Origin of the sequence: Limnospira sp. PMC 289.06 (assembly GCF_032350395.1) — a bacterium.
GTDB lineage: Bacteria > Cyanobacteriota > Cyanobacteriia > Cyanobacteriales > Microcoleaceae > Limnospira > Limnospira platensis.
This window is the reverse complement of record NZ_JARPLC010000130.1, coordinates 1-12,658: the sequence shown is the minus strand read 5'-3', so window position 1 is coordinate 12,658 and position 12,658 is coordinate 1. Positions and strand designations below refer to the sequence as shown.

The window sequence follows — 12,658 nt, the reverse complement described above, 5'->3', positions numbered from 1 at the left end:
TCTTGAAACTCTCCCAGCTAGGATATTCATCCCAGTTAGGGAACAGCCTGAAATATGCCCCTTTAGTAGTGTCGTAAGACGCTAAGTCACTAGCGATATCGCGAGAACGTTTCCTTCCTGTGTTGCGGTTGTAACCCGCAAAATACTCATCCTCTAGTTGTTGGAATATTTCCCGATAGGTTATCAGATTATCCTCAATCTGGTTCTTTCCTAAGATAGTCGCATCGTACCAGTCCCAGAATTCACTAGCGCTGCTGATAGTTCCCAGGGCTTGGTGCCACTAACTTGGCTTTCTTAACCCCGTCTATCACCCCTTGGGGTGTACACTCAAGATTAGCTGTCTTGGGTAGCCGTTTTCCGGTAGGTGGCTGCTTAAACTGCAATAGCAAATTATACTTAGTCCCGGACTTTTGTAACTTGAGTGTCACTCCTTTGGGACATTCCCTTTTAAAGTCTTGATAGGCTTTCAGGAATCTGCTATAGCTCTCATTATAGTTACCCTTCCCCCCACTGTAGGGAGTTTAGTAGCATTACTCATTTTTTACTCACTTGTTACTCTACTACGGTTTTGAGTAACACCTAAGTAACAGTAGAATGGGGGTTATAGGCTATGTATCAGGTTCAATACCCGCCGCCCGCAATTGGGCGATTAATTTTTCAGCTCGTTGACGTTCCTGGTCTAATAGTTGACGTTCCTGGTCTAATAGTTCAGTCGCCCATAGGAGTAGGTTTCCTTGTTGATCCCACCAACGTAGCCAGTAGCCCGTGAGATTTTCGCGGGTTCCTTGCTCTGCACCTAAGAAAAGCTGCATTTCTGGTATCCAAAATCTGCCCTGTTCATTAGGTGACTCTAGGTGATATCGTTGGTTCTCGTCTAAACGGTAGAGTTCTAATGTGCCTGTGTCTGGCTCAAAAATGCCATAATTAGGTACTTGTAGAATCTGTTGATAGAAAAATAACTTTCCAGGGGGATAGGTTTGTTTAATTGAATATTCACCCCCACCTGTATCTGATAAAAATTCTAGTACCAGTGCGGGAATATCCCCTTGTAGTCGGGGGGTATAACTACGAACTACTTCTTCGAGATTGACGGTAATTTGCGGAATATACGCCCAATCTGGGGCTTTTATGCTTATTTTACCGTTGATGGTGGCACAAATGCCGTAGTTGGTGGGGGTGAGCGACTTTTCTGGCAGTTTTCCGGCTAACCTTAAACTTTCGGTAAGGGCTGCTGCTAGGGCTGGTTGATAGATATTATCCACGGGATCATCGGGTAACACAAAATCATCTGGCAACTTTTCCCAAGTGATAGTGTAAGTTGGGGAAGTGGCTAACATGACTAACCTTGCAGATATTGGAACACTTGGATTATATCACAATATTTTATCGGAATTTGGGGAGGATTTATCAAGGGGTTCTCTTTGAGTCCTTACCCACTCTTTTTGGGGTTTAATGAAATAGGTTAAATATAGGGGGATTTTCCACAGTATATATAGGGGGATACCTAAGAGGGTTTTGAGGGGGATAAGCGATCGCCCAAAATTTGCCCAAGCCATACCAATGGCGGCAATTAGCAGCAGCCCCTCTAGGGCTATGATGATGGTGGGAATAGCAGAGACTCCTAGGCTACTGGCGAGTAAGGATATGGCGGCTGCACCGACCCACAAAATTACGAGAAGGGAGAGGGGGGGAACACATAGATCTAATGCCATTTGTAACAGTTCAAAACGTCTTTGGCTTAGGGAGGCTTTGAGCAGGCGCGGCCCTTGAGTTTTCAGGGTTTGTAAATGACCGTGTTCCCAACGGGTGCGTTGACTGGTGGTGGCGGTTTCGTCTTGGGGAAGGTATCCAATTACTTTTGCTTTGGCTGTAAATTGGGGGGAATAACCGGCGATCGCTAAATCGACACCTAGCTGCATATCTTCGACTATATTACTACTCGCTAAGGATATGCTTTGAATAATTGACCAGGGAAAAGCCATCCCAGTTCCGGTTAATAAACAAGGTCCCCCTAGTTTCGCTAATCCTTGGGGACGCACCCAATTTTTGACTAAGAATGCCAAGGCAGAAATGGAGTTCTTGACAGATGGATTGGGGGGTGTTTCCATTAAATATAATGCTTGCACTGGCTTGGCTGTGAGCAAGGCTTGTTGAGCAATAGTGGCGATCGCTCCCGGTTCCACTAAACAATCAGCATCAATCATAACTACCACCTCTGGGGGGTTTTGGGCTAGGTGGTGTAATCCATAATCGAGAGCATATCCTTTTCCTCTGTTGTCTGGATCTTGCCTTTCCAGGACTTGCGCTCCGTTTTCAGTGGCGATCGCTACAGTTTCATCTGTGCAGTTATCCGCAATTACAATGATTTCATCGTCCGGTTTCAGTTGAGGTAAAATATTAGCCAAAGTTTGACCAATAACTAACCCTTCATTATGAGCCGGAATTAATACAGAAATTGTCGGTTCTGGTAGGTCGTCATTTGATGTAAAACCTGGGAAATTAAACCCGGCTGCCAAACATTCAACGAACAGAACCATGATCGGAATTGCCAAACAAAAAGCTATTAATCCCAGCGTGAAACCAACCCAGATAGTGATCATTTTTTACATAGGCTCCATTTCAGGCACATCGGCTTCTGGCGCATCTAAATCAACTACAACATTGAGAGATTGGGAAATGAACCATTGACGCGGCATACCTTGAATAGTAATCTTTTTACCATCTCTTTCGATTTTAACATTGCCGCTTACTTTCTCAATATGTATATCTGAATTCATTAAGTAGGTAGCTTTATCTGTAACTTTAATCCACATCATTTAATTGCCTTATTTGGGGTGGGATATTTTTGTGGGGGATCATTCCAGCTTATCCCCCACATTTTACCAAGCTAAATTAGTGACAAATTACTCGTCTGCGCCGAAATCTTCCCGTAACTTAGCTTCCTGTTCATTGGTCAAGTTGGATTTAATCAACTCACCTTTTTCTTCATCTTTGAAGGCTTCCTCTACTTTATCTAAAGTCACACTACTGGTTAGTAAAAACAGTGCGGAAGTACCTTCAGTTACTTGATTTCGGACATCTTTGATAAAGTCATCATCAATGCCGTAGTCAGTGAAATATCCTGACAATGCTCCGGCTAATGCACCGACCGCCATTCCTAATACCGGAACAAAGAAAATCAAGCCGAATAATAGACCCCAAAAAGCGCCGCCAAATGCACCAGAACCCACTAGGTCAACGGCTTGGGTGGTTTTGGGTTTCTTACGACCTTGTGGCCAGAATACTATAGCCGCATCTTCGATTTGAATTAAACGTTGTTTCTGGAGTTCAGCGAGTTTAGTCAGAGCATTTTTAGCACCATCAGCGCTATTGTATTTCCAAACTGTTAAAGTTGCCATTGTTATCAATCTGTTGATGATTATATGGGGGTAGTATAATCATAATTGTATAAAATTGTACAAATTTAAGCAAAATTTTATGATTAGTAGATGGCAATGTGGTTATATTTAAAAGAAAAACCGGATTTCTGAATGAATAGAAACCCGGCGAATGGATAGTTAATAATCAACCCTTATTTCATGGCGATCGCAGTTTGACGGTGGCGGACTTCCAGATAAATTAACAAAGCGTTAATATCTGCGGGGTTAACCCCACCAATACGGGAAGCCTGACCAATAGTTAAGGGTTTGATCCGGTTTAACTTTTCCCGTGACTCCATAGATAGGGTTTCAATGGTAAGATAGTCTAAGTCTTGAGGAAGTTGGCGGTTAGCATGGCGGCTGATCTGATCAATTTGGTTTTGCTGGCGTTCCATATAGCCGGAATATTTAATCTCAATTTCCGCGCCTTCTTTTTCCTCTAAGGATAACTGAGAATTACCTAGGTTGTAATGTTCTAAATTGCCATAGTGAAAACCAGGACGGCGCAACAATTCCGCCAAGCTAATTGACCCCTTAATTTTTTGTTGAGTATCAGAGGCGATCGCTATACCAATTTCGTCGCGTTCCTTAACTCTGGTCTGGTCTAGCCGCTGCTTTTCGGCGATAATATTAGCCTGTTTTTGTTGGAATAATTGCCAACGGCGATCGTCAATTAAACCAATTTCCCGACCCAAGGGAGTTAGGCGGCGATCGGCATTATCCGATCGCAATAATAACCGATATTCCGACCGACTGGTTAACATTCGATAGGGTTCTCGTAGATCCTTCGTACACAAATCATCAATTAAAGTGCCGATATAACTTTGTTCCCGAGGAAACACAATCATATCTTCCCCCCGCACTAATTTAACCGCATTAATTCCCGCCACAATTCCCTGGGCTGCCGCTTCTTCATATCCAGTTGTACCATTAATTTGACCAGCACAAAATAATCCCTCAATTTTCTTAGTCATCAAAGTAGGATAACACTGAGTTGCCGGCAAATAATCATATTCCACCGCATAAGCAGGGCGTAGCATAACGCAGTTTTCCAAACCGGGAAGACTCCGCAACATTTCTAACTGCAATTTTTCCGGTAAACCAGTAGAAAATCCCTGAATATAAAGTTCAGGAATATGACGACCTTCCGGCTCAATAAAAATCTGGTGACTTTCCTTGTCTGCAAACCGCACAATTTTATCTTCAATACTCGGACAATAACGGGGGCCTTTAGCATCTACCCAACCGCCATAAACCGGCGATAAATGCAAATTTTCCCTAATTAATCGATGAGTTTCCGCCGTAGTTCTGGTTAAATAACAGTTCATTTGTTCCCTTTCAACCCACACTTGAGGGTCAAAACTGAACCATCGCACTCGTTCATCTCCTGGCTGAGGTTCTAAGTTGCTATAATCAACCGATCGCTTATCTACTCGTGCGGGAGTTCCGGTTTTCAGTCGTCCGGTTTCAAACCCCAAGCGGTTCAGTGTGTCTGTAAGTCCTACGGCCGCGAATTCTCCAGCTCGTCCCGCTGGCATGGATTTGTTACCCACCCAAATAATTCCACCTAAAAAAGTCCCAGTAGTTAGGATGACAGCTTGACAGGCAAATGCTACACCAAAATAGGTTTCTACACCTATAATTTCGTCATTTAATCCTAATACTAAATCCGTTACCATTCCCTCCCGGACTGATAGGTTTTCTTGGTTTTCGACTATTTGTCGCATTACTGCTGCATATTCGCGCTTATCCGTTTGCGCCCGCAACGCCCAAACAGCCGGCCCGCGAGAGTTGTTAAGTAGACGTTTTTGCAGGTAAGTGCGATCGGCCATTTTGCCAATTTCTCCCCCCAGTGCATCAACTTCGTGGGTGAGTTGAGACTTCGCGGGAGCCCCCACAGCCGGGTTACAGGGTTGCCAGCCAATTTTATCTAAATTCAGGGTCAGCAGCAAGGTGCGACAACCCAAACGCGCTGCCGCTAAAGCCGCTTCGCAGCCTGAGTGTCCGCCACCGACTACGATGATATCAAATTCTTCTTGAAAGTCTACGGGTGAATTTACGGTCATAGTTGGAATATTTTACAATGTCGCTCTATTTGATTTTAGGGATATCTAATGATATTATAGTTATTTTAACATTGATTGGGGATAATCTTATAGATAATTGGGGCATCACCCAAATTAATCATGTCCCAGAGGTATAATTTATTAATTAAATGCTGATTTAATCACCCACACAAATTATGAATATTCCGGCTTTAGTTAATGTAGCGATCGGTCTGTTTTTTATTTACCTGATTTTAAGCCTTTTTGTATCAAATTTACAGGAACTTATCGCCTCTTATTTGTTTGACTGGCGCGCCCAAAATCTCAAGGCATCTATTCAGAGTATCTTAGGGGATGCCATGACCGAAAAGATTTATAATCATCCTTTAGTCGGGTCTTTACAAGATTATAAAATTGATAGATTTAACCGGGGTGTGGGTCCTTCTTATATTCCTGATGATACCTTTTCTTTGGCGTTGATTAGTGTGTTGATGGAAACTGCGGGACAAGAATCAAAAATTGTCACTTTATCTGTGGATGATTTTAAGGAGGCGATCGCTTCTCAACCCGTCGCCAAAATTCTCAAGCCGGAACATATAGGATTAATGCGATCGCTCGCTAATCAAGCACAAATTAATTGTTTTGAAAATGTTTTTATTAAGGCTTTAGAAACCGAGGTAATGGCATGGTTTAATCAATCAATGGATCGCGCTTCTGGTGTCTTTAAACGTCGAGTTAAGTTGATGATTTTAGCCTTGGGATTTGGGGCTGCCATCATCATGAATGTTGATACTATTAATATTGCTAACCGCCTCTCCTTAGAACCTGTAATTCGCCAACAAGTTAGCCAAGATATTCAGATAATTTTAAGTGATAGTGATTCCTGGCAAAACTATATCAATTGTTTAAGTCAAAATTCCTTAGATAAAAACGACTGTGAAACCCTTGTCAGTGAGGATTTTCTCAAGATAGCACAAGAGAAACTATGGTCTCTTCCTTTGGGTTGGAGTTCCGCTAATTTAGCCTACCAATTCGGCGGTGAAATTTCGGGATTGACAATTCTTAGAGTCATTGGTGGTTGGCTATTAACAGCGATCGCTATCTCCATGGGATCTTCATTTTGGTTTGATCTCCTCAACCGATTGATTGATGTTCGCAACACCGGAAATAAACCAGATGATACATAACAGTAAATAGTGAAAATTCACCAGTGATCAATTCACATTACTTGTGACCTCACTATTATTAAAGCTGGGATTTTTTTTGGGTCCAAACAGAAAATAGGTAATCATTTTACCTTTACCTTTGACATCTATCATCTCTCGCTTTTCAAATAAATACTGATGTTGTAGGAGTTGATAAGTATCCTCAGAAACATGAATTTTACCAGGTACGCCATGGGACTCCATTCGGGATGCAGTGTTAACCGTATCACCCCATAAATCATATATAAATTTTTTCAAACCAATCACACCCGCCACTACTGGTCCGCTGTGAATACCTATGCGGATACTTAATTTTCGGTTTTGTGTCTTATTTAATTCAGCCATAACTTTTTGCATATTAATAGCCATTTCCGCAATAGCAATAGCATGATAATCTCGACGGTGTGGGAGTCCTCCCACTACCATATAAGCATCTCCAATAGTTTTAATTTTTTCCAATCCATAGGCTTCCGTGAGCATATCAAAAGCCGAAAAAATTTTGTTTAAAAGGTTGACTAAATCCACAGGAGAAAGTTCCGATGCTAACTGGGTAAAACCGACAATATCAGTACATAATACTGTAACTTCCGCAAAAATTTCCGCTACCCGGTTGTTGTTTCAGCTTATCAGCAATTTTTTTAGGCAATATATTAAGTAAAAGACGTTCCGTTTGTTCTCGCTCATGCTGTAAAGCTGCTTCTGTTAATAAGCGTTCCGTAATGTCCCGTAAAATGGCTCGTGTGGCGATCGCTTTACCATCTTCTAATTTACAATTGATACTACCTTCTACTGAAATTTTCTTACCATCTTTAGTAATAAATTCCGCTTTAATAGAATCAACTAACTCCCCCCTCACAAGACGAGCTAAAATCTGTAAAAAATGAAATTTATTATCAGGATGAATAATATCAAAAATAGTCAGATTAGATATTTCAGATTCAGTATATCCTAGAGTTTGCTTCCAAGCTCTGTTCACATAGATAAAACTACCATCCATACCAAAAGACTGAATTAAATCACTAGCATTTTCAAACAAATCTCGATATTTTTCTTCGCTTTCCGCTAAGGCTCTTAATAACAGGCTAGTTTCGTTGGTACTTTGAACTAATTTTTGCTCTAAAACCATTCTATCTGTCACATCAGAAAAGAAGATAATTAGCTGATATTCTTGCGTTTTATCATCATAATACCGATTTGCAAAAAAATCTAAATAAAGGGGGGAGTCTGGGTCAGCAAAACGACCAATTCCTTTCATTTCAAAAGATGGTAATTCTCCCCGCAATACCTCCATTAACATCTCCTCAGTTCCGAAGAGTTCTGGTAAGCCATTGTGGATATCTTCACCAAGTTGAAATGACTCCGGTTCATCAGCAAAACGATCTACCTGTGCTGACAGTTCACAGATGATTAAATTAGCATCAATAATTAAATATTCTAAGTGATGGGGAACTACAATTTTCGAGCCAAGTTGCTTCATATTATCCTCTGGTATATTCAAGTTTTTGGAGACCCTGATTTTAACTAATTATACCTGATTATTGAAGTCCTAATTATGGGTAATGATTAAACCTTAACCACCATACTATAAGACAATTTTTGGAATATTTCATCCACATAATCACCTGTTTTCGCTGAAGTGGGATAAATACCTAGGGCTTTTTCGATAACTGGTTCTGGCACATATTTAGTCAATTTTTCCAGGTCTTTTTCATTCACCAAATCAGCCTTATTCAAAGCTACAATTACTTCACCTTTTGGGTTCACAGATAAAAACAAGTTCAAGTGTTCAATTAACCGCTCAATAGTTTCTTGGCGACTGAGATCGGCTACCAAAATCACCCCGCCCGCTCCCTGTAGGTAAGAAGGCGCAATTGCTTGAAATTTTGTGTGCCCTTCTATATCCCAAATTAACAACTGTAAATTGACTATTTCTTCCGGTTTTACGTTGGGTAAGTCAACAGCTTTGCGGGAAATTTTCACTCCCACTGTTGACAGATATTGGTCGCTGAATTGACCATCTACAAAACGCCGAATTAGGCTGGTTTTGCCAACGCTAAAGTCACCAACCATACACATTTTTTTAGAAATTTTAGACATTGGATTAAGGTTGTTCTCCCTGGTTCTGGTCTTGGTTATCTATTATTTCAAATACCACAGTTCTCCCCAATAAGAAAGGCTGATGAGATACAACATCTGTAGGTGGCTGGCTGTTACCTACTACCTCTAGGCGTTTCGGGTCAATTCCTTGTTTGGTCAAAGCGTCCCGAACTGCTATGGCTCGATTGAGGGCTAATTGCTGATTTCTAGCAGCATTTCCCCTCAGATCAGTATGACCAATAATTCTGAGCGATAGTTGCGGATACCGATCCAGAAATTCTTGGATTTTGGTTATGATTTGCAGATCTTGGGGGTTAAGCTGTGCTGAACCGGAATTAAAGTAGATGCGATTTTCTATGCGGACTGGATCGATTTTTAAGGTGCTAAAAACTGATTTTATCCCAGGAATATTTTCAAAGGCGGCGGGAATTATTTGAGCGTCTCTCATTTGTCTGACTTGACCACTAATAATAACTTGGCGATCGCTATCACTATAATTGCTTTCAATATTAACGCCAGCAATTTCATGGAAAATCCCCGTCATGCGTTCCACTTCTCCAGCCGTTACTATAGGATCTGGCGGTACATCAACAGCGATAATTTGGTTATCTATCTGCAAGTCAGAAGCCCTATATACAGCTAAGTTTTCCGCTAATTACCGTAATCTTTCATTAGGAACTTTTCCACTCAGTCTTAATTGCTCACCTTCCCCTGAGACAGCAATCTTATAAATCGCTAACTCAGGAGTTGCAGCTAAGGTTTGGGCGGTTTGATATGCTATGCGTCTTTGCCGGTATTCTTGATAAGAAAAATATCCCCAAGGAATTAAAATTAACAACCCGATAAATACTCCCAAACTAATCAGAGCCAGAGGTAGTCGCTTTAATTTTTTCTCAAATACAAATTTAATTAAACTTTCTAATAACTGATGTACAGCCAGCGGAATATTGTCGCGATCGCCATCAAAATTTTCGATAAATTCTCCGTAATCTAAAACAATTATACCCATAGTTTGTCGCATTTTTTCGATAAATTCTGGCGTGGGTTCCCCTTTAGTTACCACAGCTAAATAACAGTAACCCGCCACCTCTAGGATTATTTTAGAATCCCCATACTCAATCTCATTGAGTTCTGAATAATTATCAATTTGCACAATGCAATCATTCACAAAACTGCGAATAGCAGTTAACATCCCGGCTACCATTTCTGACTCAAGGCTATAGCTACCAGAAGCCTGCACCTCCGAAATCACTAACCCTGAGTTTTTATGAATTAAAAAGATGGCTTGAACTGCAAAAGGTAAAGATTCTTTGAGGATTAATTCTGCTTCCGAAACCACCTTCACCTTAGCTTTAATTTTCCGCGCCACTCCCTCAAAACTAAAAGCATTAGCTACTTTGTCGTTAATATTCTGAACAGCCTCGGCTAGATATTTGCTGATAGTATTACCAATCACAGGATATAAAGCATCTACCATCGCATCACTTTCTAGGCGAATTTGCTCCTTAATAGCTTTACCCATTTCTGGTGCTAAAGCATTAGCTATGGCATTTTGATCTAATTTTCTTTGCTCACGAAGCGCGATCGCTATTTCCGGCGCTAAAGCCTTCGCCACTTCTTCCGGGGCGTTTTTAATATGCTGAGAAATCGCCCCAGGTAATAAATCGGCGATCGCATTAATCATCCCCGACTTATCTTGTCGTTTTTTCCCCGCAATAATCTCATCAATAATCGGCACAATTGAGTCTATAACTTGTGGTTGAGACAGAAGCATTTGCTCATTAATGATAGCTGTTATAGCTGGGAGTAATAGGTTAAAAATCTTGCCAGGATCATCAAATTTATCCTGAACCGCTTGCAGTTTCTGTTCCGCTGACTGAATTGGGCTCTGTAGCCTCGGTAACTCAGTCTCAAGATAACTTTTAGTGACTTTTTCAAACTCCGAGAATTTGGAACCTAGCAGCAGATCCTGTAATGGGTCGAAAGGGTCGGACAAGTCCTGACTTAGATCTACTTCTGTATCGCTGGTTTGGTTTTATGGCGGCGCAGAAACAGAGGTTTTCTCCTCCTCCAAATCAGAACCATTATTATTATTTGCATGAGATTTAGCAGTTTCTCCAGACTGGACAGACACTGGATCATCAAAATACTTACTAAACTCATTTGGGGAAATTTCAATTAATCGAACCGCCTTAGTCACCACTTCCTCATCCTCTGGGATTAACTCAGAGAATGCTGTCTCTACCTGAGTCTCTATCTTCTTAGTAGTCTCTACCTTCTTAGTCTCTACCTGGGTAAAATCTTATGGTTGAGCAGAAAGTAGATCCTCCCTTTTCACACCCAGATTTTGTGAATTACTTTTCCGAGAATATGAGGATTTTTGTTCATGCTTAATATTGCTATTTTGAGATGGAGAATTATCAACTTTGGGAGTTTGAGGTGAGTTAGTGATAGATTCATCATTAGGCTTCCCAAGCAACACATCAATCAAAAGATCAACCAACTCATCCAGTTGTGGTTCAGACTCAACAGATTCTAACTCAACCTCTTGTGATTGATTTATGCTCTTGGGAGTTTCTTGCGATCTAGTCATAAATGCCACCCCTGATAGATAATTCAGTCAAGTAGGGGTCGAGAGATATGTCGCCATCTCCCCCTCCCATACAAAACCGTACTTGAGACTTTCACCTCATACGGCTCCTAATTTGATTGCTCCATTGTTAGGGATACAGCGTTGACATTATCTAATGCCGTCTTATCATCGCGGGTGTGGCGATGTAGTAGTTGAAGATTTTTGTATTCATCCTTTCCGCCTAAGCTTCGAGGTACAATGTGGTCTACTTCAATTAAATCCGATGGTGCAAAATACTGTCCGCACCAGGTACATCTGCCTTTTTGCTTTTTGAGTAGTTTTGCTACCCTATTTGGCGTGTCAATTGCTTGTCCTTTCCTAGTTGCCCAGTAAGTCCAATTTCCGTCATATGGTGTTGCGTCAGGGCGTATCAGGGTGTGTCTGACAATCGGAGTCCAATTATGTTGCCATAATGTGAGTCCATCCTTAGTCTGGAACAACCAAGATTCATGCCTTTCTTTCCCATTACTAAGTCTAACCGTTCCATGACTGAAATAGTTTCTTAGCTTCTTGTAACTTGTCTTTCCGCATCTTGATACTGTCCATGCCCTTAACATTAACCAGACTTTGTGGTCTAGCTTAACGAAGGTCTCTGATGAGACTACCGCTGAATAATAGTTTGACCATCCCCTTATGATTGGGTTTAGTTTGCTTATCAGGGCTGATTGGGGTGCGGTTTTAAGATTTTTTATTGCATCCTTAATCACTTCTGTGTGGGCTTTAACTGCTTTGTTGCTGGGTTTGATGTGAGTTTTGTGACCGATTGGACGGCTTGCTGCTCCACCAGTTTTCCCAGTTTTATATTTTCCTGCAGGATATTGCCTAATATTGAATCCTAGAAAATCAAATCCGGGTTCTTCAAGTTTTCCATCATATTCAATAGGATTGAGTGTATGACAGATTCGAGTTTTTCCCGGTTTAATCTCTAACCCAATAGGTTTTAACCATTCATAAATAGCAATCTTGCACTGTTCAATAATCTCTAGTGATGGTGATATCACTACAAAATCATCGGCATATCTTATTAAGGTGACTTTAACCTTAACCCATTTTGTTTTTGGATACATCGTTTCAATTAACCTAACCATGCCCAACAGTGCGATGTTAGCCAGGAGTGGACTTATTACCCCTCCTTGAGGTGTCCCTGTTTCAGTATCCTCAAATACACCGTTATCTAGTACACCTGCTTTGAGCCATTGTTTTAGGTCTCTTTTCAGGCTGCTTGGACAATGAATTTTGGACAGTAGGTAATCATGGTTT

At 41.1% G+C, this 12,658-nt stretch carries 13 protein-coding genes and 1 pseudogene; 1 reads left to right on the top strand and 13 read right to left on the bottom strand.

Going from position 1 to position 12,658, the window contains the following annotated elements:
- Positions 1-245: 245 nt before the first annotated feature.
- The 6 genes from P5674_RS26660 to mnmG form a co-directional block, all read right to left on the bottom strand.
- Entirely contained in the window at positions 246-428 is a 183-nt protein-coding gene (locus P5674_RS26660; RefSeq protein WP_014276632.1) for a hypothetical protein, read from the bottom strand.
- A gap of 180 nt (positions 429-608) precedes the next feature.
- A complete protein-coding gene (locus P5674_RS19885; protein ID WP_006615898.1) occupies positions 609-1,337 on the bottom strand; it encodes a Uma2 family endonuclease in 729 nt (242 codons plus the stop codon).
- A 36-nt stretch (positions 1,338-1,373) separates the two neighbouring features.
- A complete protein-coding gene (locus tag P5674_RS19880; protein ID WP_014276631.1) occupies positions 1,374-2,600 on the bottom strand; it encodes a glycosyltransferase family 2 protein in 1,227 nt (408 codons plus the stop codon).
- A 3-nt stretch (positions 2,601-2,603) separates the two neighbouring features.
- Positions 2,604-2,816 (bottom strand): hypothetical protein, encoded by a 213-nt coding sequence (locus P5674_RS19875; protein WP_035738179.1) that lies wholly within the window; start codon positions 2,814-2,816, stop codon positions 2,604-2,606.
- An 87-nt stretch (positions 2,817-2,903) separates the two neighbouring features.
- Complete coding sequence (locus P5674_RS19870; RefSeq protein ID WP_014276629.1) at positions 2,904-3,398, bottom strand: DUF1269 domain-containing protein; 495 nt, start codon at positions 3,396-3,398, stop codon at positions 2,904-2,906.
- 173 nt (positions 3,399-3,571) lie between these two features.
- A complete protein-coding gene (gene mnmG, locus P5674_RS19865; RefSeq protein WP_006616246.1) occupies positions 3,572-5,485 on the bottom strand; it encodes a tRNA uridine-5-carboxymethylaminomethyl(34) synthesis enzyme MnmG in 1,914 nt (637 codons plus the stop codon).
- A 176-nt stretch (positions 5,486-5,661) separates the two neighbouring features.
- Between mnmG and P5674_RS19860 the strand changes: the two genes are divergently transcribed.
- Positions 5,662-6,651 carry a hypothetical protein gene (locus P5674_RS19860; RefSeq protein ID WP_014276628.1) on the top strand — a complete coding sequence of 330 codons (990 nt, stop codon included), beginning with the start codon at positions 5,662-5,664 and terminating at the stop codon, positions 6,649-6,651.
- Positions 6,652-6,678: 27 nt separating this feature from the next.
- On the opposite strand, the pseudogene P5674_RS26655 reads toward P5674_RS19860, so the two are convergent.
- From P5674_RS26655 to P5674_RS19820, 7 genes and pseudogenes are all read right to left on the bottom strand, one after another.
- A pseudogene (locus tag P5674_RS26655) lies at positions 6,679-7,738 on the bottom strand (adenylate/guanylate cyclase domain-containing protein); the annotation flags it as partial.
- Positions 7,739-8,232: 494 nt separating this feature from the next.
- Complete coding sequence (locus P5674_RS19845) at positions 8,233-8,766, bottom strand: Rab family GTPase (RefSeq protein WP_006616542.1); 534 nt, start codon at positions 8,764-8,766, stop codon at positions 8,233-8,235.
- Positions 8,767-8,770: 4 nt separating this feature from the next.
- Positions 8,771-9,385 (bottom strand): OmpA family protein, encoded by a 615-nt coding sequence (locus tag P5674_RS19840; protein WP_006616541.1) that lies wholly within the window; start codon positions 9,383-9,385, stop codon positions 8,771-8,773.
- 36 nt (positions 9,386-9,421) lie between these two features.
- Positions 9,422-10,762: a hypothetical protein gene (locus P5674_RS19835; protein WP_006616540.1), complete on the bottom strand. Its 1,341-nt coding sequence runs from the start codon at positions 10,760-10,762 to the stop codon at positions 9,422-9,424.
- A 39-nt stretch (positions 10,763-10,801) separates the two neighbouring features.
- Positions 10,802-10,966: a hypothetical protein gene (locus P5674_RS19830; protein ID WP_157888738.1), complete on the bottom strand. Its 165-nt coding sequence runs from the start codon at positions 10,964-10,966 to the stop codon at positions 10,802-10,804.
- Positions 10,967-11,068: 102 nt separating this feature from the next.
- Positions 11,069-11,359 carry a hypothetical protein gene (locus P5674_RS19825; RefSeq protein WP_006616539.1) on the bottom strand — a complete coding sequence of 97 codons (291 nt, stop codon included), beginning with the start codon at positions 11,357-11,359 and terminating at the stop codon, positions 11,069-11,071.
- Positions 11,360-11,466: 107 nt separating this feature from the next.
- The coding region (locus P5674_RS19820; protein WP_315670218.1) for a reverse transcriptase domain-containing protein at positions 11,467-12,658 on the bottom strand (1,192 nt) is incomplete at its 5' end.